Origin of the sequence: Campylobacter sp. MIT 12-5580 (genome assembly GCF_005406235.1) — a bacterium.
Lineage (GTDB): Bacteria > Campylobacterota > Campylobacteria > Campylobacterales > Campylobacteraceae > Campylobacter_D.
Map to the genome: position 1 here is coordinate 116,580 of NZ_NXLK01000001.1, position 23,860 is coordinate 140,439.

At 34.4% G+C, this 23,860-nt stretch carries 22 protein-coding genes; 6 read left to right on the forward strand and 16 right to left on the reverse strand.

The window, feature by feature from the left end:
- Nucleotides 1-25: 25 nt before the first annotated feature.
- The 4 genes from CQA38_RS00565 to CQA38_RS00580 all read left to right on the forward strand — a co-directional run bounded on the left by CQA38_RS00565 (nucleotide 26) and on the right by CQA38_RS00580 (nucleotide 3,023).
- Nucleotides 26-589, forward strand: a complete 564-nt coding sequence (locus CQA38_RS00565; RefSeq protein WP_137632065.1) for a dTDP-4-dehydrorhamnose 3,5-epimerase family protein — start codon at nucleotides 26-28, stop codon at nucleotides 587-589.
- The gene (locus tag CQA38_RS00570) at nucleotides 586-993 is read left to right on the forward strand and encodes a hypothetical protein (protein WP_137632066.1); all 408 of its coding nucleotides are present in this window, start codon (nucleotides 586-588) and stop codon (nucleotides 991-993) included. The genes CQA38_RS00565 and CQA38_RS00570 overlap by 4 nt, the downstream gene beginning before the upstream one ends.
- 259 nt (nucleotides 994-1,252) lie before the next feature.
- The gene (locus CQA38_RS00575) at nucleotides 1,253-1,837 is read left to right on the forward strand and encodes an acyltransferase (protein ID WP_249355135.1); all 585 of its coding nucleotides are present in this window, start codon (nucleotides 1,253-1,255) and stop codon (nucleotides 1,835-1,837) included.
- A gap of 97 nt (nucleotides 1,838-1,934) precedes the next feature.
- Nucleotides 1,935-3,023, forward strand: coding sequence for a DegT/DnrJ/EryC1/StrS aminotransferase family protein (locus tag CQA38_RS00580; RefSeq protein ID WP_212741801.1), 1,089 nt, complete (start codon nucleotides 1,935-1,937; stop codon nucleotides 3,021-3,023).
- Between the two features lie 154 nt (nucleotides 3,024-3,177).
- Here the strand turns inward: CQA38_RS00580 and CQA38_RS00585 are convergent, their stop codons facing one another.
- From CQA38_RS00585 to CQA38_RS00615, 7 genes are read right to left on the reverse strand one after another with little or no spacing between them, the layout of a single operon-like run.
- Complete coding sequence (locus tag CQA38_RS00585; RefSeq protein ID WP_137632067.1) at nucleotides 3,178-3,747, reverse strand: prepilin-type N-terminal cleavage/methylation domain-containing protein; 570 nt, start codon at nucleotides 3,745-3,747, stop codon at nucleotides 3,178-3,180.
- 36 nt (nucleotides 3,748-3,783) lie between these two features.
- The gene (tsaD, locus tag CQA38_RS00590; RefSeq protein WP_137632068.1) at nucleotides 3,784-4,791 is read right to left on the reverse strand and encodes a tRNA (adenosine(37)-N6)-threonylcarbamoyltransferase complex transferase subunit TsaD; all 1,008 of its coding nucleotides are present in this window, start codon (nucleotides 4,789-4,791) and stop codon (nucleotides 3,784-3,786) included.
- Nucleotides 4,788-6,176: a M99 family carboxypeptidase catalytic domain-containing protein gene (locus CQA38_RS00595; protein WP_137632069.1), complete on the reverse strand. Its 1,389-nt coding sequence runs from the start codon at nucleotides 6,174-6,176 to the stop codon at nucleotides 4,788-4,790. Before CQA38_RS00595 ends, tsaD begins: the two co-directional genes overlap by 4 nt.
- Nucleotides 6,173-7,255 carry a 1-deoxy-D-xylulose-5-phosphate reductoisomerase gene (dxr, locus tag CQA38_RS00600; protein ID WP_137632070.1) on the reverse strand — a complete coding sequence of 361 codons (1,083 nt, stop codon included), beginning with the start codon at nucleotides 7,253-7,255 and terminating at the stop codon, nucleotides 6,173-6,175. The genes CQA38_RS00595 and dxr overlap by 4 nt, the downstream gene beginning before the upstream one ends.
- Nucleotides 7,252-7,980, reverse strand: a complete 729-nt coding sequence (locus tag CQA38_RS00605) for a phosphatidate cytidylyltransferase (protein ID WP_137632071.1) — start codon at nucleotides 7,978-7,980, stop codon at nucleotides 7,252-7,254. Before CQA38_RS00605 ends, dxr begins: the two co-directional genes overlap by 4 nt.
- Nucleotides 7,981-7,995: 15 nt before the next feature.
- Nucleotides 7,996-8,328: a hypothetical protein gene (locus tag CQA38_RS00610; RefSeq protein WP_137632072.1), complete on the reverse strand. Its 333-nt coding sequence runs from the start codon at nucleotides 8,326-8,328 to the stop codon at nucleotides 7,996-7,998.
- Between the two features lie 2 nt (nucleotides 8,329-8,330).
- Nucleotides 8,331-9,641, reverse strand: a complete 1,311-nt coding sequence (locus tag CQA38_RS00615) for an NFACT RNA binding domain-containing protein (protein WP_137632073.1) — start codon at nucleotides 9,639-9,641, stop codon at nucleotides 8,331-8,333.
- A gap of 81 nt (nucleotides 9,642-9,722) precedes the next feature.
- Between CQA38_RS00615 and CQA38_RS00620 the strand changes: the two genes are divergently transcribed.
- Nucleotides 9,723-10,307 (forward strand): molybdenum cofactor guanylyltransferase, encoded by a 585-nt coding sequence (locus tag CQA38_RS00620; protein ID WP_137632074.1) that lies wholly within the window; start codon nucleotides 9,723-9,725, stop codon nucleotides 10,305-10,307.
- Entirely contained in the window at nucleotides 10,294-11,151 is an 858-nt protein-coding gene (locus CQA38_RS00625; protein WP_137632075.1) for a phospholipase A, read from the forward strand. Before CQA38_RS00620 ends, CQA38_RS00625 begins: the two co-directional genes overlap by 14 nt.
- A 46-nt stretch (nucleotides 11,152-11,197) precedes the next feature.
- Here CQA38_RS00625 and CQA38_RS00630 read toward each other — a convergent pair whose 3' ends face one another.
- From CQA38_RS00630 to neuC, 9 genes are all read right to left on the reverse strand, one after another.
- Nucleotides 11,198-12,922, reverse strand: a complete 1,725-nt coding sequence (locus tag CQA38_RS00630) for a flagellin (protein WP_137632076.1) — start codon at nucleotides 12,920-12,922, stop codon at nucleotides 11,198-11,200.
- A gap of 363 nt (nucleotides 12,923-13,285) precedes the next feature.
- Nucleotides 13,286-15,187, reverse strand: coding sequence for a motility associated factor glycosyltransferase family protein (locus CQA38_RS00635; RefSeq protein WP_137632077.1), 1,902 nt, complete (start codon nucleotides 15,185-15,187; stop codon nucleotides 13,286-13,288).
- Between the two features lie 9 nt (nucleotides 15,188-15,196).
- Entirely contained in the window at nucleotides 15,197-17,071 is a 1,875-nt protein-coding gene (locus tag CQA38_RS00640; protein ID WP_137632078.1) for a motility associated factor glycosyltransferase family protein, read from the reverse strand.
- Nucleotides 17,053-19,056, reverse strand: coding sequence for a motility associated factor glycosyltransferase family protein (locus tag CQA38_RS00645; protein WP_137632079.1), 2,004 nt, complete (start codon nucleotides 19,054-19,056; stop codon nucleotides 17,053-17,055). Before CQA38_RS00645 ends, CQA38_RS00640 begins: the two co-directional genes overlap by 19 nt.
- Nucleotides 19,057-19,211: 155 nt before the next feature.
- Entirely contained in the window at nucleotides 19,212-19,991 is a 780-nt protein-coding gene (locus CQA38_RS00650; RefSeq protein ID WP_137632080.1) for an oxidoreductase, read from the reverse strand.
- On the reverse strand, nucleotides 19,991-20,704 hold the full coding sequence (locus CQA38_RS00655) for an acylneuraminate cytidylyltransferase family protein (RefSeq protein WP_137632081.1): 714 nt from the start codon (nucleotides 20,702-20,704) through the stop codon (nucleotides 19,991-19,993). The genes CQA38_RS00650 and CQA38_RS00655 overlap by 1 nt, the downstream gene beginning before the upstream one ends.
- Entirely contained in the window at nucleotides 20,697-21,689 is a 993-nt protein-coding gene (locus tag CQA38_RS00660; protein ID WP_283202088.1) for a gfo/Idh/MocA family oxidoreductase, read from the reverse strand. The genes CQA38_RS00655 and CQA38_RS00660 overlap by 8 nt, the downstream gene beginning before the upstream one ends.
- Nucleotides 21,652-22,692, reverse strand: coding sequence for a nucleotidyltransferase family protein (locus tag CQA38_RS00665; RefSeq protein ID WP_137632082.1), 1,041 nt, complete (start codon nucleotides 22,690-22,692; stop codon nucleotides 21,652-21,654). Before CQA38_RS00665 ends, CQA38_RS00660 begins: the two co-directional genes overlap by 38 nt.
- Before the next feature lie 7 nt (nucleotides 22,693-22,699).
- A complete protein-coding gene (gene neuC, locus CQA38_RS00670) occupies nucleotides 22,700-23,854 on the reverse strand; it encodes a UDP-N-acetylglucosamine 2-epimerase (protein WP_137632083.1) in 1,155 nt (384 codons plus the stop codon).
- Nucleotides 23,855-23,860: the final 6 nt, after the last annotated feature.

The following is a 23,860-nucleotide window of genomic DNA, read 5'->3' on the forward strand; positions in this document are numbered from 1 at the left end:
AGCCTTCCTTTGTGGAGGCTGCTTAATGGCTATAGAATTTAATATTAAACAAAGCACCAAGCTTCAAGGTGTATATATCATCACACCAAATATTTCTAGCGATCTTCGTGGCAATATCTACACTTCATTTTTAAAAGATGAGATAGACAAGCTTCTACCAAAAGGGCTTTTCTTTAAGCATGATAAATTTTCTCTTTCAAGGCAAAATGTTTTACGCGGCATACACGGAGATACTAAATCTTACAAATTTGTAAGTTGTGTGTATGGAGAAATTTTGCAAGTTGTGGTTGATTGTAGAAAAGAAAGTCCTAGCTATTTACAATATGAGAAATTTATTATCAACCAAAATGAGCAAAAATTCATACTCATACCACCACATATGGGAAATGCTTATTATGTTAAAAGTAAAGAGGCTTTATATCATTACAAGCTCGCCTATGAAGGTGAATATTTTGATGCACCAGATCAATTTTCACTTGCTTATGATGATAATCGTATAGGCATTGATTGGGACTTAAATAATCAAAAACCCATACTCTCAAACAGGGACTTACAAAGTTTAAATTCAGCAAAAAAGGAGAATAAATGAGAGAAATTAAAGAAAAAGATATAGTCTTAGCAAGACATATCAAGGAAGAAGATTGTATCGAGGGATTAAATTTCTTTTCACAAGATGAAGAGTTTATTCAAGTTGGTACTTGGGGCTATAATAAAGGCAAAAAACTCTTAGCTCATATTCATAATGAAGTAGAGCGCAAGGTGTATTGGACGCAAGAGGTTCTTTTTATCAAAAAAGGTAGCATAAAAGTGCGTGTATATAATACAAATGCCCAGTTTTTAGAAGAATTTATCGCTCAAGCCGGAGATATACTTATCATGCTAAGAGGCGGACATGGCTATGATATACTTGAAGATGGCACAAAAGTAGTTGAAATCAAAAATGGTCCTTATGTAGGTGCTGATCTTGATAGAAGAAGGATAGAAAGTGAGTGAAAATATACAGGCTTCTTGTGTTGATATCAAGCAATGCGCCATAATTCATCTTTAAAATAATCTATACTAGTGTTGATTATGACGAGTTAAAAGCAGGCAAAAAAGCGTTAAGTTGCCAGTCTAAGTGAGCTTTAACGCATCGTCTAAAATTATCAAAAGATGTAAAATTTAATTTACTTTCACAGAGGAGAATATAAAAAATTGCTGTAAATGATATATTTAGGATCAAAAAAGAATTTCAGAACAAAAAGGAGAAAAAATGAATATAAATTCTATGTTTTTTTCACGCGAAGAACTTGAAGCGATGAATTTTAAAAGTTTGGGTGAAAATGTGCTTATCGATAGACTTACACCTATTTATCGTCCAGAAAAGATAAGCATTGGTTCAAATGTAAGAATAGGAAGCTTTTGTATATTAAGTGGAGATATAAAAATTGGAGATTATGTACATATTGCTTCATATTGTTTTTTGAATGCTTCAAATTTGGGTATTGAAATAGGCAATTTTGTGAATATCGGTTCGTATTCGCGCTTGCTCTGTGAAAGCGATGATTATTCAGGGCAAAGCTTGGTCAGTGCTGATGTGCCAGCACATTTGAAAAATACTCAAAGGGGCAGTATAGTTTTAAAAAACCATTGCCTTGTGGGTTCAGGGGTGCTTATTTTACCCAGAGTTGTTTTGGAACAAGGCACGAGTGTTGGTGCTATGAGCATGATGAAGGTATCAACTGAACCTTTTGGAATTTATGCAGGGATTCCGGCTAAAAAGATAAAGCAAAGAAGTAAAAATTTACTTAAATTTGAGAAGGAATTTCTACATACTTTAGCTATAGCTGAGGTGTAAGTGTGAGCTATTAAAGTTTTATTTTATTGGGAAGGAAAAATATTTTGTGAGTGATTTTAAATCATATCAAAAACTAATCAAATCTAAAGGAGAATAAATGGATTTCATTATGCAAATGAGACCACTTTTTGGTGCTGAGGAAAAGAAGGCTTTATGTGAATATATGGACGAAGATGGCTTTTTAACCGAGTTTAAAAGGACGGAAAAATTTGAGCAAATGATAGCTGAGTTTACAGGAGCAAAGCATTGTATAGTTGTAAATAATGGCACCATAAGCCTTACCTTAGCTGCTCTTAGCGTAGGTATAAAAGCAGATGATGAAGTGCTTGTGCCAAACTATGCCATGATAGCAACACCAAATTCTGTAAAAATGTTTGGTGCTAAGCCTATATTTGTTGATGTTGAGCGTGAAACACTTTGTATGGATATACAAAAAGCTAGAAAAGCTATCACAGCCAAGACAAAAGCCATAATGCTTGTAAGTGCAAATGGACGCTCTCCAAAAGCTGGAATCGAAGCTTTTAAAAATTTATGTAAGGAAAATGGGCTTATTTTAATCGAAGACGCGGCTCAAAGTTTGGGAAGTTTTTATCCAAATGGTAAGCATATCGGCACAAAAGGGCTTGTGGGTAGCTTTTCTTTTTCTGCACCTAAGATCATTTCTACAGGACAAGGTGGAGCTTTGATCACAAATGATGATAAAATCGCTTCAAACTTACGCAAACTTAAGGATTTTGGACGAAGTCAAGGAGGCAATGATTTTCACGATAGTATAGGTTATAATTTTAAATTTACAGAACTTCAAGCTTGTGTAGGTATAGAGCAAATGAAGAAACTTTCTTTGCGAATAAAACGCAAAAAAGAACTTTATGGACTTTATAAAAAAGGGCTTGATGGTATTTCTCAGGTACAAATTTTTGATCAGGATTTGCAATACACTACTCCTTGGTTTTATGATATATTGTGTGAAGATCGTAAAGGGCTTATCGAGTTTTTAAAACAGAACAATATAGGCACAAGGCTTATGTATGGTCCTATCAACAAACAAATCGCTTATCAAGTAAAAGGCGAATATGAAGTATCAAATTTAGTAGGTGAAAAAGGACTTTGGTTGCCTTCAGCCGTGCAGCTTAAAGATGATGAGATACAATACATCTGCGAGAAAATAAGAGAATTTTATCAATAAATCTTTAAACAGCTGGGCTAAAATATTAAAAATGCTCCTAATAAATTGTTATATCTAGGAGCACAACTTATTTACGCTAAGAATAAAAACTCTAATTTTATAAAAATAAACTCATAAAACAACACTTGGGCTTTCTTTATAGTTGTCTTAGAATTTAATTCCCCAAAAGTGTATAAGTTTTGCTAGCTAGGCTTTTAAAAGCATTTTGTGTGCTTAAGGCAACGCAGGCTTTGCTTTGACTTTGACTTGTGAAATCAGCGTTTAAAAGCGCGTTTTGAGCTGTTGTGTAGGCATTTTTAGCGTTTGTATCGTTTGGGTTTGCTTTTAGGGAATTTTCAGCTGCGGCTAGGTTTGTGATCAAGGTTTTGATATTTGCATTTGATGCAAAGCCAAAGATGAGGGTGTGGCTTGAGTTGATAAAGACAAGCTCTATACAATCATTTGCCCCAGCAACGCTAAAATTTACGATTCTTGTGCCGTTAAAATTACTCAGATCGACATTTTCTATATTGCTAACATTACTCATCAAATGCGTTGAGGCTAGAGCGTCGTTTTTAAGAGCGTAGGAGCTAAAATCACTGACTAAGGTTTTAAGATTGCTTATTGCTTTGCTTATTTCTGCTTCGTCTTTACTTGAACTAAGACGCGGTAGGGCTATGGCGGCTAAAATGCCAAGTATGATGATGACAAAGATAAGCTCAAGGACGCTAAAGGCTTTTTTCACGCTTTTTCCTTTTTAAAGCATTATACCTAATTTGTTTCAAATACAGCCTAAATTTTCGCTTCTTGTGCGTAAAATATCCATTTTTATACTTGTAAATTCTTGTTTTTTAAATTTCTCACATGCTGCTCTTGCGATCATTAAAGCATTATCAGAGCAATGACTAAGCGGGGCAAGCTTGAGCGTGCAATCATATTTTTTGCAAAGTGCTTCAAGTCTTGATCTTAGACTTAAATTCGCACTTGCTCCACCCACAACACCAAAACTTTTAAAGCGATGAAGGAAAAATATTTTTTCAAGTTTATCAAGTATATGAGTAATGGCTGCGTTTTGAAAGGCAAAGGCTATTTCACTTTTTGTGTTTTCATCAACTTTTTCGTGTTTTAAAAGCTCAAGTCTTACAGCGTTTTTAAGTCCAGAAAAGCTATAGTTTAAGTCTTTGCTGTGCTTTAAAGGGATATTAAAACAGAGTTTTTTTTCTGTGGCTTTTAGGGCAAGTCTTTCGATCGCATTTCCGCCCGGATAGCCTAGTCCCATCATCTTAGCAACCTTATCAAAACTTTCTCCAAAGCTATCATCAAGCGTTTTAGCCAGCTCATTAACTCTGCCTTGTTTATCGATAAAAAGCACCATAGTATGCCCGCCGCTAACAAGCAAAACACCCATATCAAAGCTTGCTTTTTCATCTAAAAACAGCGAGTAAATATGCCCTGCAAGGTGATTGATCGCCAAAAGGGGTAAATTTAAGCTTAAAGCCAAGGTTTTAGCCATGCTAATACCACCAATCAAACTCACGCTCAAACCCGGCTCACTTGTAACAGCTATGGCACAAAGCCTATTTAAAAAGGATTTGGCTTGCTCTAGAATTTGTGGTAAAGCAGCAGTATGAAGACGCGCGGCAAGTTCTGGCACGACGCCTCCATACCGGCAGTGCTGCAATTCTTGAGAGATTTTTTTTTCAAAAACACAGCTTAAGTCGTCCTTGTTGATGATGGCAAGCGAGCTATCATCACAAGAACTTTCTATAGCTAAGATGAGGTTTTTCATTCAAACTCAACAAGTATAGAGCCAAGAAATTTGTCTTTTTTTAGAGCTTGTTTATATACTGCTTCGCTTGGCATCGGAGCGTTTTTGATGATTTTATTTGATGGAAGATTAGTCACTTGATTTAAGAGATTAGCGTAACGCAACTCATAAAATTCTATACGAAAAACCTTGCCAGCTGTATCAAGCGAATATCTTGGAATCATCTTGTTTTTAGTGACAACAATACCACTTTCATCGCGCCCCATATCAAGTCCTATGATATTGACACGCACCTTGTTAATGCGTGGGATCATAAATTCTTTTTTGACTTTGATCTTGCTTGCAAAAGGAATGATTTTGTTTTCTCCATCTATAAGAATTTGAAATTCATTAAAAGCATCGCTAAATTCGAAGTATTCAGGGTATATCCTGCTTTGAAAGCGGTTGCCATACTGGATATAAAATGAGTTTTGTTCAGCAATAACAGCAGTAAGCTCGTTGCTTGTTTCATAATCAAGTTCTCTATAGAGTGGAAAAGGCAGGTAGTTAATCACGCTTCTTGGTTTATCAAGCTCAAGGAGAATTTTTTTGCGGAAAAGTTTAAGCAAGAGTTCTTTGTTGATAACTTTTTTTACGCCCTCAGGACTGAGTTCAAAGCTCCTTTGAAATTCTATGCCAGCTGTTTTTAAATAATGCTCAATCGCCACTAAATGATAATAAGTTCTTAAATTTACCGGCAGATTTTTACTCGCTTCATTCGCAAAAGCAGCCTTGTTGTTTGAGATTACAAAATAAGTTAAAGCCTTAAGCATCTCAGTATCATCAAGCTCTTCTGTTCTAGTATTTTTAAGGAAGTATTGGTGTTTTGGATCAATGAGCGAGGAATTTACGCTTTCAACGGTGCTTTGAGCGATTTTTTCAAGCTCGCCATATCTGCTTGCGTTAATCTCGCTTGTATCAATCACGCTTGAGTTGCCCCATCTTTTAGGATTTTGCTCGGCATTGATATACTCAGGACGATAAAAGCCCCATCCATCATGAAGATTGATTACCATACCTACTTCAGGGCGTAAGATCAACTCTTTGATGCGTTGCACGGTTTCATAATCTGGATCATTTGGCTTAAGCTTTGCAAATTTGCGGTTTAAATCCCCCTTGGCACCTCTGCTTCTTTTGATAATGCTATCAAAAGCTAAATTTGGCGCAACGATGATTTTGCCCTTTGTGATATTATAATCACTTATCAGCAAGCTTGCTGCATGAAAGCCACCCGGCTCATCGCCTTGTATGCCACCAAAAATTAAAATGGTATTATTATCATCAAGACTTTTGCCATTCTCGCTTACGCTAAATTCTAAAGCAAAACTTAATGCAAAGCTTAGTAATAACACAATCAGTTTTTTCATACTCGCACCTTTATAAATTCCCTTACTTTTTTATCCAGCTCAAAAACCTCTTCTATATCCTTTATATAAGGATTTTCAAAGCGATCAAGTGCTTTAAATATGCCACTAGCAATATCTAAAAATTTACATTCATTGTTTAAAAACTTTCTCACCAAAACTTCATTTGCAGCGTTTATAATCACACCTAAATCCACATTTTCAAGCAAAGCTTTTTTGAGCGAAAAAATGGGATATTTTTTCAAATTTATATGGTGGAATTTTAAACTAGCAAGCTTAACAAAGTCTAGTGATTGTAAAATTTTTTGATTCTTTTTTTTCAGTATGGCTTGAGAGATAGCTAGTTTCATATCTGCTTTTGAAAAATATACGCTAGCCCCACCATCTTTAAATTCACAAATAGCATGAGCTAAGGACTTTGGCTCTATAATCGCATCAAGGTTTTTAAAGCCAAAAAGATGGTAAGCTTCAATGATCTCAAATAGTTTATTTGCCATAGTTGCACTATCTATAGTGATCTTTGCTCCCATGCTCCAATTTGGGTGCTTTAAGGCTTCTTTTGCACTGACTTGACTCAGCTCTTCAATCTTATGCTTAAAAAAAGCTCCTCCGCTTGCGGTGATATAAAGCTTTTCTATGTTTTTTTGTCCTTTAAGCAAACATTTTAGCGCGGCGTGTTCGCTGTCTATGGGTTTGATTTTTGTATGCTTAAAAAATTTCCCAGCTACAACAAGACTTTCTTTATTTGCAAGAGCAAGAGTTTTTTTTAATTTGCTTGCTTGTATGCTTGCACGAAGTCCCGCAAAACCCACTATGGCATTTACTACAAGCTTAGAATTACTGATATTTAAAATCTGCTCTAAGCCTTCTTGGGCGTAAAAAATTTTTTTGGGATTAAAATCAAGCTCGTGCCTGTCTTGTTTGTTTTTAATGCAAATAAATTCTGGCTTAAACTCAGCAATTTGTTTTTTAAAGAGCTTGATATTTTCCCCACATGCAAGAGCATTGATCTTGATCTTGTGCTTTTTGGCTAAAAAAAGCACATTTTGCCCTATACTACCAGTGCTTCCAAAAAGGATCATAAAAGAGCAACCATGACAAAAGCAGCGATGATTAAAGCATCAATCCTATCTAAAATTCCACCATGTCCGGGTATGAGATTGCCACTATCTTTAATCTTTGCTTTGCGTTTAAAATAGCTTTCTAACAAGTCCCCAATTACTGCAAAAACAGCACTTAAAAAAGAAACAGCAAGACTAAGCAAAAAGCTATATCCAAAAAGTCCAATAAGCGTGCCAAAAATGGTTGCAAACACCAAACCACCGATGACGCCTTCTCTTGTTTTATTTGGGCTTGTTGGTGAAAAAGGTGTGCTACCTATCATTTTACCGACAAAATACGCGCTACTATCGCACACTGCTACGATAAAAATAAGCCAAAACAAAGCAAACACGCCATGCTCTAAATACAACTGCCAAAGTGCTAAGATAGGCAGAGTCGGATAAAGATAAATCAAACTTTGCTGTAAATTTTTCTCTTTTTTATACACCAAAAATCCCACCACAAGTATAAAAAACAACGCGCCTACAAGCAAAGGCTCTTTAAGCACGCTTCCTATCACAAAGACAAGTAAGCCAAGCCAAACATTCGCACTTTGTTCTTTAAAAAGTGCTTTACCTTCGTTAAAAGCAAGGTAAAATAAAAGTGCAAAGACTACAAAATTAAGGGCTAGTTCATTAATGAGCAAGATCAAAATCACCCCAGCTGCTAAAACCACCCCGCTAATAATCCGTGTCGTATCAAACAAAGCTTTCTCCTTATCTTAAATGCTTAAATCAAGTCTGTGAAGCTTGTGCGCGCTTTTAAACTCATCTTCTTCACTTGCTTCTTCTTCATTTTCATTATGTTCTTGTTCTTCTTTAGCGTGTTTGCGTTTCTTTTCTTCTTCATCAGCCCTTTCTTTAATCTCATCTTGCACCTCTTGGCTTTGAGCGACTTTTTCAAGCCTTTCAACTGCTTTTTCTTTTGCAGCAAACTCAGCTAAATTTGCCATATTTGCAAAGCCTTCTTTAGCAGCTTCATTGCTTGCTTGAGTTGATACTGCGCCGACATTTTGGTTGATGAAATTAAGATTTCCTAAAGGACTGACTGGCATTTTTACTCCTTTAAAACGCTTAAGCTTTTGAAATTTGTATAATTTACGAAAGCCTTTTGTTTTATTTTAACAAATTTTCTTTGCGTATAATCGACTAAATATGCCCCAGAGTTTAACTTCGAGAAATTTACACACAATTTCGCCGCAAATTGTAACACTTCTTCACTTAGTTTTTGTTTATTTGAGATGATAAAAGCGTGTGAGGAGGGTAAGTTTTGCACATGCAGCCACATATCATCTTTTTTTGTGTTGTGTAGTAAAAACTCATTTGCTTTTTCGTTTTTGCCGATAAGAATTTTACATTCATTAAAATAAAAACTTGCCACACCCTCATCACTTTTTTTTACTTTTTTTTCTGTATTTGTTTGCTTTTTTGGCACTAAAATTTCAAGTTCTACGCTTGAGTTTGAATGCGTGATAAGTGTTAAAAGATTGTCATAAAAGCTGATTTTTTCAAGCAGTGAGTTTTTTTCGATGAAGATATTTTTAGCTTTTTGTTTGAGTTTTTTTGAAAGTTTAAAAAGCCTTTGAGCTTCCATTTTTGGAGTATTTTCAAGCTCAAAAAAAAGCTCTTTGCCCTCAAAATCTTTTAAAGAAAAATGACGTTCATAGTCTTTTAAATGATATAAATTTGCATTTAAAACTTGGGCTTTGTATTCATAATTTCGGGCTTGTTTTTCAAGTGTATTTTCATCATCAAGCTTGCTTAAATGCTCTTTTAAGTTGGTGATTTTTTTCAGCACTTGTTTGCTTTTGCTTTCTTTTAGGGCATTGATTTTGAGTTGGTTTTGCTCTTTAAAAGCAAGAGTAAAATATGCTTTAAAGTCTTTGATCTCAAAGGCTTTTTCTTCGATCTTAAAAGGCTTTAAAGGCTCAAGTTTTTGTCCTATTTTTACGCTTCTGTAGGATTTTTCAATATGTCTTAAAGCTTCGATAATGATGTCATTTTCATCGGTAATGATAGCGTTTGTATTTTTGCCTGTAAATTCAAAATAGATTTTGTTTGTGAAGTTTTTGTATGCTTTTTGTATTTGAGTGTGAAAACATAAGACTCTATTATTTTCAAGCACTTTTATATCTAAAATTTCAGCACCGCTAAAGTATTTTTGAAGCATAAAATCAAATGGGGCATTGTATTTTTTTTCTAAAAGTTTAGCTTCATAAATAGCGCTTTTAAAACGGCTTAGATCAAAAATGAGGCAGAGTTTATTAAACTCAAGCTTAAAGACATTATCATCTATGCGTTTGATAGAATAGAGTTTTTTATAAGCTTTAAGATAATTTGCGATTTGGATTAAAACTTGGTATTTCATAACTTTAATTATAGAGTATTTTTTATGTTATTTTAATGTAAAATGTTTAAAATTTCAAAATTTATATTTTAAGGAAAAAAAATGCACTTTGATCTTCAAACTCTGCCTTGTGTGATTTTGTGTGGTGGCAAATCAAGTCGTATGGGGCAAGATAAGTGTTTTTTGCCTTTTCATAATCAAAGCTTGATTGAATTTCAATTTTCAAGGCTTAGCAGGTTTTTTCAAAGCTGTTTTCTTTCGTGCAAAGAGGATAAATTTAAGGCTCATTTTGAACAACTTATTTTTGATAAAAAGCTTGAAGATGTGGAGTTTTCGCCTATGCTTGCACTTTTTAGTGTGCTTGATTATTTTAAAGATACTTTTGTTTTTGTGATCAGTGTTGATATGCCAAGTGTAGAAAAAGAACACATTACTACTCTTGCAAAGCACCTTGATCAATCCTTAATCATCTTACCACGAAGCAAAGGGTATATCCACGCTTTGTGTGGCTTTTATCATAGTTCTTTATCTAGCAAATGTCTTGAGCTTTTAAAACAAAAAAAACACAAAATTCAAAGCTTATGCGAGCAAAATAATGCTTTTGTGCTTGATTTTAATGACGATAAAGCCTTTGTGAATTTAAATGACTTTGAAAGTTATGTAAGATTTAAAAATGAAATGTTTTAAATTTTTATGTGCTGTGTGCGTAGTTATAAGTCTTGTGAGAGCTGAAACAAGCACAAGATTAGAGCAAAACTTAAGAGAAGAAAGAGACTTGGCAGTTTTAAATTTACAAAATTATCTTGGTGAGATAAAAAGAGAAAATTTTTTACAGATTAGCGAGCATGGGGCAAATTATTTTTTACCTTTTTCTTATACTTTTAAAGGCAAATATCCGCGACACAAACGCACTGAAGCGAAATTTCAAATCAGCCTTAAAAAGCCCTTGTTTGAAAATATTTTTGGTTTTGATGAAAAATTTTATTTTGCTTACACACAAACTGCTTGGTGGCAGCTTTATAAGGACTCTTCGCCTTTTAGAGAGATTAACTATCAGCCTGAATTTTTTGTTTCTGTGCCACTTTATATAGATCAGTTTGAAAATTTAAAAAATGTCCGCATATCCTTGCTTCACGAATCAAACGGCAAAGATGATACCGAGCTTCAATCACGCTCATGGAATAGAGTGTATATAAGCACTTTGCTTGTTTATGATCGCTTTTTTATCACGCCAAGGTTATGGTATAGGCTGCCTGAAAAAGATGATGATAATAAAGACATCACAAGTTATATGGGAAATTTTGATTTGGCTGTGAGTTATTTGGCGAAGGATTATTTTACAAGCGTACTTGTGAGAAATAACTTGAATTTTAAGCGAAACAAAGGAGCGTTGCAGTTTGATGCGGGCTTTGATTTTTGGGGCAATGGAGTGTTTTTGTATGTGCAGTATTTTAATGGCTATGGGGAAAGTTTGATTGATTATAACCGATATTTACACAAGTTTTCTTTAGGTTTTTATATAGCGTATTGATACAAAGCTTGCGAGAAAAGTCGCAAGCTTGAAGCAAAATTTGAATTTATTGTAAGAGTTGAAGCACATATTGTTGTGATTGATTGGCTTGTGCAAGAGCGTAGCTACCACTTTGAGCGAGTATGTTTTGCTTAGAGAAATTCGCACTTTCACTTGCAAAATCCACATCTCGTATGGTGCTTTCAGCTGATTTAACATTAACTTGTGTGGTGCTGATATTAGTTATCGTAACTTCAAGTTGTTGTTGAACCGAACCTATATCAGCGCGCACTTGATCAAGATTTAAGATCGCAGTTTCTGCTATATCCATTACCGCCATTGCTCCTTTAAGCGTAGTTACACCGGCTGTGTTATCAGCTATGCCAAGCTCAAGCGTTTTCATCGGTGCGTAATTTGACAAACCAGAACCTTGTGAAAACCCTGATCCTGCTGAGACTTGATAGGCATTTGAAAAGGCTGAGGCAGCTGAGATAAACACACCAATATCACCCAATAAAACAGAATAGTTGTTTCCAGAACCTACAGAAAAACCTGAACCAGCTGAAAAGCCTGAACCAGCACTGCTCATAAAAGCCTGAACTGATGAAAATCCTGTGATGATATATCTACTTCCACCCGGATATGCAAAAAAGCCCATAGCATCAGCCATATTACCTTCAATGCGCCCTTTTGATTCGCGCAAAGAAACAGAGCTTTGAGAAACAAAATCCCCGGCTGTTACTGTAAAGCCAAAGCCAGTGCCTGATATAGCGATATCTTGTCCGCTGTTTTTAATGAGTGAGAGGCGTCCAAAATTTGAGTATTGGCTGTTAATTACGCCTGAACCTACACCTATACTTCCTCCTATAACTATGCCTCTTCCTTCAGTTGAGGTTAAAACGAGCTTGCCATTTGCATCTTTGGCTGCTTGCACGCCTGTAGTATCTTTTACAGCATTGATTGCTGATATAAGTTGTCCATTCTCATCAGCTGCTTTGTAATCAATCTGTCCTATAACTACGCCATTGATTGAAAAATTATCACTTGTTTTTCCTTCTTGTATAGGATAGGTGCCATAAGTTTGCACGGTAAAGCTTGCACGAACACCTGTTTTATCAGCTACTCTGTTGATCTCTTCAGCTAAAGCTCCAACACCTGTGCCAACGCTGTATGAAATTTGAATTTCAGCAAAGTCAAAGTCATCAACACCATTATAATTCACAATAGTCATATTTGCAGGTCCTGAAGCAGTGATAGTTGCTCCTGTTTCAAACCTTGTTACACCGATCTTTGAGCTTTGAGTTGAGCCTATAGTTGCTTTTATAGTTTGATTTGAGCTTGAGCCGATTTGAAATTCTTGGTTGATAAAGCCACCTGATAGGAGTTGTTTGCCATTAAAAACGGTGGTATTAGCGATATTGTCAAGTTCTTCCATAAGGCGGTTGATATCAGCTTGAAGCATATTTCTTGTTTTAAGACTTTGCCCATCTTGTGCAGCTTGTGTTGCTTTAGTCTTAATCATATCTAAGATTTTTACCTGCTCGTCCATCGCTTTATCAGCGGTGGCAAGTATACCTATGGCGTCATTGCCGTTGTTGATAGCTTGTCCTAGCGTAGAAGCTTGAGAGCGAAGCTGATCAGCGATGGCTAAACCTGAAGCATCATCTTTGGCTGAGTTGATCCTAAGCCCTGTGCTTAACCTGTTAAGAGAATTGTCAAGTGCGTTAGAAGTCATATTTAACGCATTGTGAGCATTAAGCGAACCAATGTTCGTGTTTATTCTTAAACTCATTTTAAATCCTTTCAAAATATTGCTTAGCCCTTTTAAAGCAAGAAGTGTTCCAACTTTTAATTTTATGCCTAAAATAAGGAATTTGAAAGGGATATAACAAAGTGCAGTATAAGCAAAATATAAATAGAATTTGATTTTTTAAATTAAATTGGTGTAAAAAAATAAAATAGATTAAAAAAAAAGTCAAGCCTTAGACTTGACTTTTTTAAGCAATATTTTGAAAAGATTCAATCTCTATATCGGCAAAGTGAAAATTAACTTGAGTGTTTTTGAAAATATTTTTGAATTTAAGCAAGTTGTTTTGTAGTTTATTTGTTGTATGGATTGCAAGCCGTGTAAATATGGCTTGCAATGAAACCCTTTTTATAAAAGCTTTCTTTTTTCCAAAGCTTCTCTTAAAGGCACGATATCAGCTTTCATCTTTTCTTCCATAATACTTAAAAAATCAATGATTTCTTCAAGCCAAGCTTCATGAGAGGAAATCCACGCCATAAGCTTGTTTTGTCGTTCGCCTTCGTTGTTGAAATTTTGGACATAAAGAGGAGCTGATTGAAGTTCTTGATGAAACAAGCTTGGTCCTAAGAGTTCTTTAAAATAAAGCGTTTTTTTGCTATCAAAGGCTTTTTTGATCTCATCAATACTTTTATTTATATCATCAAGCGTGCTTTTTTGCACACCTCTGGTAAGTCCTTGAAGCTGTTTTTGAATTTTTTTAGATTTTTTGATAAATCTTTGACTTGTTCGCATACCCTTTTTGATCTTTTCATATGCTTTAAGCATATATTCATTGCTTTCTTTGCGGCTTGGTTTTTGAAGCTTTGGTAAGCGTTTTTTTACTTCTTTGCTTAAAAACTGCTCGCAAGCTTCTTTAAAAGGCATTTCTATGCTTCCTTCTATCCTTGCTCCACCTTCAGTGCAGTTGTAAAACTTTACATCTTTTGGTTGTTTAGCGATGAGGTTTTCAAAAAAGCCTTTAAAGAGCATCCATACTTCACTAGTTTTAACCTCGCCCTTGCCCCCATAAGCTGTAACTTTAAGATCATCTCTTTTTTTGCTTTTTACGCTTGCACCAAATTTGGCAAACATATAATCATCTGGGTGTGATTTACCCTCTTCATTATAAGCTAAATCCTGTCCTATAAAAAAAAGATTTTTATAGCCAAGCGTTATGGCAAGTTCATGAGCCATATTCATCACGCTCATCCCACCACCTAAATAGCCAAAATCCTTAAGATCAAGATAGCTTGAATACGCAAGACTTCTTTGGGTAAGCATATAAGCTCTTTTGTTTCTTTCAAGATTTTTAATCGTATTTGGGTGTGTTAGAACAAAAAGTATGAAGAGTATATTTTTATCAAATTCGCCAAAATCGTTATCAAAAAGCTTTGAAGTGTTCGTGATCCTTTCCAAAGACAAAACATAATCTGGTTTTATGCCTTGTTTGTGAAGTAAAGCATAAGAGCTATCAGCGCAAAAGATCACAGCATTATCTTTGTATTTTTTAAGTAAGTCGAATTGTTTGCTTAAACTTGGTCCAGTGGCTACAAAGATAGCGTTTTTACCTTTGTTTTTACGTTTTTTAAGTAGCTCTTTAAAAGTAGGGTGTGTAAGCATATAGGGTAAATTTAAAGTAAAGTTTTCTATGCCCATGAGTGCATCGGCTGGATCGTTGCCATGCTTTAGGGTAACTGATCGAATGGCTTGCAAGTTGATTTCGTTGATATGCTTGAGTTCTTTGCTTTGATTTTCATAATATGCACAATGAATACGCAAGTTATATAGTTTCAAAAACAACACCACGCCTTGCAAAGAAAAAATATCTGTAGCTAGGTTAAAATCATAATTTTGAGTATAAATGATGATAATTTGTCCTTTTAAAAGGGCTTCGCTAAAATCAATGAGATTAAAAGCCATATAAATAAGCTCAAGTTCTTTTTCAAAAATGACAATGCGTCTGTGCTTTTCATTTTGTGCTAAAACCTTGTATAAAATGCCATTACCCATGCCATAAAAAAACAAGGCATCATAACGTTTAAACTCGTCCTTAAAAGGTTCTAAGCTTTCTTCAAGCTCACGAAGTGGTGCTTGATACATTTTTCTTTGTGTTTGCAGATCAATGATGTTAGTATTTAAAGTATCTTTAGGATCAAATTCGTATTTGAATTTATGCACGACTTTTATCTTTAAAAGCTCATCTTTAAGTTCTTTGTAAGATACGCCTTTTAAAGCATCAATGTTCTTTTCAAATAAAGTTGTTTGTTGCATATCTTCTCCTTAAATAGTATATTCTTTTATGCATTCTAAAATGGCATTGTTTTGTGTATAGATATATTCACCTAGTTCGATAAAAAATCGTCCTTGCGTTTCTAAAAAAAGGATTAAAAGCTCTTTTTCTTCGTGTTCGTTTTTGCTCATCACGCTTTCAAGGCGGACAAGTTCGCATTCATTGTGAAAATACACAGCATGCAAGGTTTCAGTAAAAATAACCTTTTGTTTAAGCACTTGAATGAGTTTTAAAAGTCTTTCTTTTGACTTTTTTAAAGCCTCAAAATCAAGCTTTTCAAAAACATAATCCCTTGGTAACAAGCTCTGCAAAAGCTCAAGTTCTTTTTTAATCTCTTCAAGAAAGTCATCAGCTTTTTTTACCTTTGCCTGCAAATCTTCTTTGCTTTGCTTAAGTAGCGCTTTAGCCTTGTTTTCATCATATCTTGGTGGCATGGCAAAGGGTTTTTGCACATTTTCTTTTAAAAGTGTTTCGCAAAGCTCTTTAAAAGGTCTTTCTATGCTTCCTTTGATGTGTGCGCCGCCTTCAGTGGCGTTATAAGTGTTTATACCAAGCTTAAGCTTGCTTAGCGTTATATCACTTTCTAAAGCGTGTCTAAATAAATTCCAAGTAATTTGAGTTCTTACTTGTCCTTTTTGTCCATACGCGAGCGTGTAAAGATCACGCCTTTGATCGCTTTCAAACTCAGCTCCATGCTGATAGTCTTTTGGGTGTGAGCTGCCATCATCAGCGTATGCTAAATCTTGTCCTATAAAAATGATATTTTCATGTCTTAAAGCTGCTGCGAGCTCGTATGCCATATTTGCCACGCTATGTCCTACACCTAAGTAACCAAACTCATCAAGCCCTAAACTTACTGCAAAAAGCAAAGGGCGAGAAACGATCATATAATTTCTGTTATTTTTTTCAAGGTATTTTGTAGCGTTTTTATCCACCACTGAAGTAAGGATAAATAAAATCCCATCATCAAATTCTTTAAAATCATTATTAAAAAATTCAGCCGTAAAATCCGTGCGTTCAAGCATAAAAACAAAGTCCGGTTTAATGCCATTTTTAGCAAGTATAGGATAAGCAGAATCCGCACACATAATGCTTGCTTTATTTGCATATTCTTTAAGCAAAGGTAGTTGCTTACTTAAACTTGGTCCGGTTGAGACGATGATAGCATTTTTAACCTGTTTAAATCTTTGTTTTAAGAAAGCTTTAAAAATGCCGTGCCTTAACATCTTAGGAAGATTAATCAAGATATTTTTAATACCAATGATAGAATCAAGCGGATCATTTCCTCTTTTTAAAAAGCTAAATTTGATCTGCTCTATGAGTTCTTGATGAATTTTTTCTATCTCATTTTTATAATGCTTTTCATAAAATTCACATTGAATATGAAAATTATAAGTTTTAAGTGAAGTTTCTATATCAGGATAAGCAAAAAGAGTTTGAAATTGCGCTGGATTAAGGTTTGGTGTATAAAATAATATCAACCTTTCTTGTTCTATATCCTTGCTAAAATCAAGCTCTTGTAAAGCAAGGTAAAAAAGCTCAAGTTCGCTTTCAAAGACGATAATTCTTTTATGCTTTTTGTTTTCAAGTAAATATTTAAGTAAGATACCATTACCAAGCCCGTAAAAAAACATCACAGGATACTTTGCAAAGTTTTGATCAAAATACTCTTTTTTTTCTTTAAAATGAGCCTCAAAGTCTTCATACACAAGCTCATTTTCTGGCAAAAAGATAAGTTTTTTCCCTTCATTTTTAAATTTCACAAGTTTTGAAATTTGCCTTAACATTACGCTTAAAGGTTGATCGACTCTAAAAATAGCATTGAGGTTTTGAGTAAAAGTCTTGTTTAGTAAAACATGAGGCATGATTTTCCTTTTTGTGCTTTTTCATCAATCATCTTCATTTTCGCTTCAAAAATTTGCCCTCTTTGTTTTAAAAGGCTAACTAAAGGCTTTGAGTTTTCATTTAAGGCTTTAACTTGAGCTTCAAGATGAGAGCCAACAAGTCTTATCCATGATATATGTTTATCAAGCCAAAGAATCATTTTTTGCTGTTTTTCTGCTTCATTTTGTGGATTATAAACAAATAGCGGAGCGATATTGATTTCAAACTGATTAAGTAAGGGGAATAAAATTTCAGTGGCTGAAACGAAATGCTTTTTATCCTCAACGATTTCTTTTGCCTCATCGATATGCTCTGAAAGTGTGTTAAATATGAGTTTATTTTCTTCGTAGTTTTTGTTTGTATCGATATTTTTAGCTTCTTCAATACATGCTTCTAAAATTTCTTTAAGTCTTTTAATCATCTCTTCGCAAATCACGATGCTTTTTTTGATCTTTGCATAAGCTTTTAAAAGAAGTTCATTTTGTTTTGTCAAGCTTAAAGGTTCAAGTTTTTCAAAATGTTTGGGCTCTTGTTTTTGAAAAAATTTTTCACAGACTTCTTTAAAAGGTATTTCCGTGCAGCCTTCTATCCTCGCTCCACCTTCTGTGGCATTATAAAATGTGATCTTTTTATTTCTGAGCTTATACACTATGATATTTCTTTCGATGATATCTTTGAATGCAAGCCAAATGTGATGAGTTCTTACCTCTTTTGTCCCTCCCCATGCAGGTATATTTGTAAGCATATCATCTTCATACATTGAGCTTTCAAAATTTGCAGAATGCTGATAGTCTTTTGGATGCGAGCTGCCATCATCAGCGTATGCTAAATCTTGTCCTATAAAAATAATATTTGTGTATTCTAAACCAAAAGCAAGTTCTTGAGCCATGTGAGCTACGCTCATACCAGTTATATGCTTAAACTGCGTAAAATGTAAATACTCACAAAAGTGAAGTTTTTTAGGCATAAGCAAATAATTTCTATTATACTGCTCGCAGTAAGCTACAGCATTAGGATGGACTAAATTTAAAAGCACAAAAATGATATTTTTATCAATCTCTTTAAAATCATGGTTAAAAAACTCAGCTGTAAAATCAGTCCTTTCAAGCATACATACATAATCTGGTTTTATATCATTTTGAGCAAGTATAGGATAAGCAGAATCCGCACAAAAGATAGTGACTTTATCTTGGTATTTTTTAAGTAAAGGAAGCTGTTTGCTTAGACTTGGTCCGGTTGAGACGATCAAAGCGCATTTGCCAACTTGTTTTCCTCTTTTTTGTAAAAGCTTTTTGCTTGTTGGGTGAGTAAGCTGAGCTGGGAGATTATAAACTTGTTGCGCTAAGCCTTGTAAAGCATCAAGAGGATCATTACCCATCTCTATAGCAGTTTGTTTTTGAGCGGCTACAAGAGTTTTGTTAAGCTCAATGATCTTTTCACTTTTCTTTTCATAATAATGACTATGAAGCTCTAAAAAATAAGCTTTATACATTTTACAAAAGGGATCAGAAGTAAAAATGGCGTGATAATCGTTCATTTTTGTAAGCTTAGGAGCAAAAATAAGAAGCTTTTTGCTTTCAAACTCACTTGAAAAATCAATAATATGAAACATCAAAAAAATCAGCTCAAGCTCATCTTCAAAAACAACACAATGTTTTAAATTTGGATTTTGAAGCAAGGCTTTATAAAGTATGCCATTGCCAAAGCCGTAAAAATAAAGCACCGGATATAAGGGGTATTTTTTTTGATATACATCAAGCTTGCTGTTAAGTTCATCAAGGGCATTTTCATACATAAGGCTTTTATCTTTGCTATCTTGTATGTTAATATCAAGTGAATCGTTGCCAAATTTAAGTGTAAAACGAGAGCATTTTTTGATCTTTTTAAGCTCTTTAATCAGGGGTTTGTTTAAACATGCCTTGCAGTTTTTTTTAAAAAGTTCTTTTTGTGCCTCATTAAATTTCATCTTTTGTCCTTTTTATTTTTTGTGAGCTAAAGTCCGAGCAATCCATTGAAATTTGAGTAAAATTTTTCATTTTTTATTCTTTGTAGTTTGCTTTTTGTGTATATTACATTCTTTTGGCTCATTTTATGATAAATTCCTAACTTCATTTTCCATCATCAAAGCCCCCAGCCATCAGCGACTATGAGATTTGCTCCTGTGATAAACTTGCTCTCATCGCTAAGCAAAAAAGCTATTGTTCCGCTTATATCCTTTGCTTCAAGCATGCCCTTGCTTGCACAGCAGTTTCTATAGGCGTTTAAAAAGCTTTCAGGCTGATGATCAAGTATGCCTCCACTTGAGAGTGTATTGACGCGTATATTGGTGTTGAATAACTCTTTTGCTAGCCATACTCCAAGATGATTAATGCCAGCTTTTATGACGCTGTATTCTAAAGAACTTTGCATATTTGTGTTTTTGTAATTTTCAAATTTAGGTGCATATACGCCCATGATGGAGCTAAGATTGATGATATTGCCCCAGCCTTGTTCTTTAAAAAATTTTACAAATTCTTGAGCTGCAAGCATAAAACCGCCCAAATGCAAATTCAAACTCTCACAAAGTTGCTCATACTCAAGCTCATAATAAGGCGTTTTGCCCCAATCCTTACCCATAGGATAGCTCGTATTGACAAAGCCATCTATCTTGCCAAAATGCTTATTTGCCTTAGTTATACCCTCATCTAAACTTTGTTTGCTTGTAATATCAAGCTTGGTGCTTAGAATTTTTGCTTTTAGGGCAGGATTTTTAGCTAAGTTTTGCTCGAGCTTGCTTAATTTTGCTTCATCAATATCAGCTAAAATGAGGCTAGCATTGCACTCTAAAAGCAGTTTTTCACAAAGTGCGGTGCCTATACGCCCGCAGGCTCCAGCGATGAAAATCACTTTTTTGCTTAGCATTAAAATTCCTCTTGTTTTAGCTTTTTGCTTTTGATTAAAAACTCAACTATCTTAAAGTCAAATTCACTATCCACATCAAAAGCACTTTCTTCATTCATCACATATAAAGCAGTTTTCGTTCCAAAAACACTATCACTTTCAAGTAGTCTTTGTCTTTGAAAAATATAAATGCTTGCGTTCATATCATAGCATTTTGGAGCATCTTGACGCGTAGTTGAAGCATAAGTTTTTGCTGTATCAATGGCACCATTTTCTTTTATTTCTATGAGATTAAAATAAGGATTGCGTCTTGCAGGCACTGCTGTGATTAAATTTTCCTTGCCACTTTGCTTAAAAAGCTCATAGGCTTTTTTTATATCCTCGCTCCTTCTTAAAGGCGCACTTGCATCAAGATCGATTAGGGTATCAAAAGTGGTATTAAAATGCGCTTCACTTTGAAGCAAAGCATCACGCATAACAGGCACTTTAGCTGCCTTATCACTTGCAAGCTCAGCCTTTCTTTTAAAAAAAACCTCGCCTCCATATTTTAAGGCTACATGAGCTATATCATCACTATCTGTGCTAATGACTATATGTTTAAAAAGCCCTGAGTTTTTAGCCTGTATAATGCTATAAGCTATAAGCTCAAGTCCTTCTATCTTTTTAATATTTTTATTTTTAACACCCTTGCTTCCAGCTCTAGCACAAATGGTGCAAAGTATATTATTATTCATTTTTTGCCTTTTTTATGAGTTTTAAAAGCTTTTTTGCTTCTTTTAAAGAACATAGTTTTTTATCTTTTTTTAATACTGCTTTATGCAAGCTTTCAAGTGTTTTTATGGTGTTATCCTCGGTTTTGATTAGGGTGCAGTTTTGTTTTGTGTCATAAATTTTTATAAAATTTTCATTTAAATTAAGCTCAAAGCTTTTTGAGGGTGTGCTAATTTGTATCACTCTTTGATTAAATTTACTAAAATAATCAAGCTGGATATGAATTATAGGGCATTTTTTAGAACTTAGTGCCAAAAAAGCAAAATCATCGCTATTTATTTCAAGCTCTGAAATTTGCTTGCTTTGAGCAAAGCTAAGTTTAAGCTTATCAAAGAAAAATAAAGCCAAATCAAGCTCATGAGAAAGATCAAGCATAACCCCGCCGCCAAGCTCTTTTTTTGCGCTATAATTTTGCCTATAATCAAGCTTTCTCCAAGAAGGCAGATAAGAATGACACACAAAACTTGCAAAATAAGGCATTTGCCCCTTTTGAATTTCTTCTTCTAAAAGTGCTTTTAAACGCATAATGCTTTGATTAAAGCGAAGCAAATAGGCGATGAAAATTTCATTTTTTCCACTTGGAGTAAATTTTTTATAGTTTTCAAACAAAGGTTTTTCTACAAGTATGATTTTATCTTGCACTTTTTTATCAAGAAAACTAAGCGTATCAAAATGGGCTGTGGTAATGTTTGCTATAATGAAAAGCTTGTATTTATTTAAATCAAGCTCTTTAAGGCTTTTATAAATTTGTGTATTTTCAAGTAGGGTAGGGTTTGAAAGTTCTTTAAATTCAGCTTTTAAACTTGAAAAATCAGCAGATTTTGAGACTATATCAACGCTTAAGTTTTGCTTATTAAGGGCTAAAAAATGCTTTTTTCCTATGCTTCCAAAGCCTATGATTAAAACTTTTTTAGGACTTAAACTCATCATTTGCCCTTTGGTATTCATCAAATCTTCCTATATCTATCCAATAATCCTTAATCTCATAACTAACTAGCTTTTTTTGCTCTTTTAAAAGCAGGCTAAATAAATCAGGCATATCCAAATACTCATTTTGCTTTAAAAAGTCCAAAATTCCAGGCTCTAAAACATAAATTCCAGCACTAACTAAAAACTCAAAACTCGGTTTTTCTTCTATGCTAAGAATTTGTTCCTCATCGCAATTTACCACCCCATAAGGCACTTGATAGCTAAATTTTCTCACACACATACTCGCATGTGCTTCTTTTCTTTTGTGCTGTTTTAAAATAGCGTTAAAATCAAGCTCGGCTAAAATGTCTCCATTCATCACAAAAAAGCTTTCATTTAATAAATTCTTATCAAGTAAAGACAAAGCCCCAGCTGTGCCAAGCCTTTTTTGCTCGTGTATATACTCTATATTTACGCCAAATTCACTGCCATTTTTAAAATACGCTTCTATCATCTCGCTTTTATAATTAACACAAAAGATAAAATTACAAAAGCCTTGTTTAGCAAAGCGTTCAACTATGGTTTGTAAAATGGGCTTTGAGCCAACTTTAAGCAAGGGTTTTGGCGTATCGTTTGTAAGTGGAGCTAGGCGACTGCCAAGTCCGCCAAGCATTAAAACGACTTTATTGCTTCGCTTTTTGGTTTCAAGCATTTTTGCAACGCTTAAGATTTTTACAACCCTACCTTCTTGATCAAGCACAGGAAAATCATAAATATCATATCTTGAAGCAAGGGCAAAAATTTCATCATTGCTTGTTTTAGAAGTGATGGTTTTGGGATTTTGAGTATAAATATTTGCTATGCTTGAGTTTAGATCATAGCCCTCAAGTAAGGCTTTTCGTAAATCCGCATCAGTGATAACGCCAATGAGCTTGTCCTCATCATTCATCACCAAAGCTATCCTAGCTCTTTCTTTACCAAGAACCTTTAAGGCTTCTTTACCACTTGAGTTTATCTTAAGCTTAAGGGCATTTACATTCATCTTTTGCTCATTTTAAATCAATAAATTTTTTTTGTAAAATTGTGCTTAAATCGACTTTTTTTAATACTTCTTTAATCATTTTGCTTGCGTTTTTGTTTTTATAAGGATTTTTAAGATTTTGTAATTTTGCTTTAAAAGCCTTATTTTCAAGCATTTCAAAGGCTTTTTTAAGCTCATTCATAGGTGTATCGATGATATTGATTGTTCTTAGACGTCCTTTTTGGCGATCGCCTATGTTAATGCAAGGGCTTTTAAAAAACACAGCCTCGCTAATGCCACTTGAGGAATTGCCTACAACAGCCTTTGCTATTTTCATCAGGCTGAGGTATTTTTGTGAGCCAAGATTATCAAAAAGCCTTGCTTTATGAGCGTTTTTTTCGCAGTAACTTTGAAGCTTTTCATTTATAAAAAGCCCCATTTCATCAGCATTTGCCTTAGTAAAAATAAGGCTTGCATTTTCAAGTGTATCTAAGCTATCAAGTAGCATTTTAACTTCATATTGCAGGCTTTGAAGCTTTAAGGTTGTTGGGTGATAAGTGATGAGATAAATATTTTTATCAAAGCTAAAATTAAGGCTTTTTTCAAGCTCTTTTTTGCTTAAAAGTTTTGTATTTAAAATAAGCTCGCCAGCTAAAGAGCCTACATTAAAGACTTTTGAACTCTCCTCGCCAAGCTGTTCTACCCGCTTTTTATAAAGGGACGTGCTTACAAAATGAAGATGAGCCATTTTCGTAATAGCATGCCTTATACTATCATCAAATGCCCCTAAAGTAAGCTCTCCACCGCATAAATGAGCCAAAGGTATATGAAGGAGTAAGCAGGTGCTAGCCACTGCAAGCATTTCATAACGATCGCCTAAGATAAGGGCGATGTCTGGACTAAGTTCTGCTAAAGCCTCGCTTAAAGAGATAAAAGCTAAGCCCATAGTCTTGCAAAGTGCTATTTTATCATCATTTGCTAGTAGAATTTGAATTTTTTTATTGATTTTAAATTCTTGCTCTATCTCTTTATAAGTTAGCCCTTGATTTTGGCTTAAATGTGCTCCAGTTATGATAAGCTGAAGTTCTAAGTTTTCATCAGCTTGTATTTCTTTACAAAGCTTTGAAAGTAAATACCACTCCGCCCTTGTAGCTGTTATCACACAAATTTTTCTTTTTTGCATTTTGTT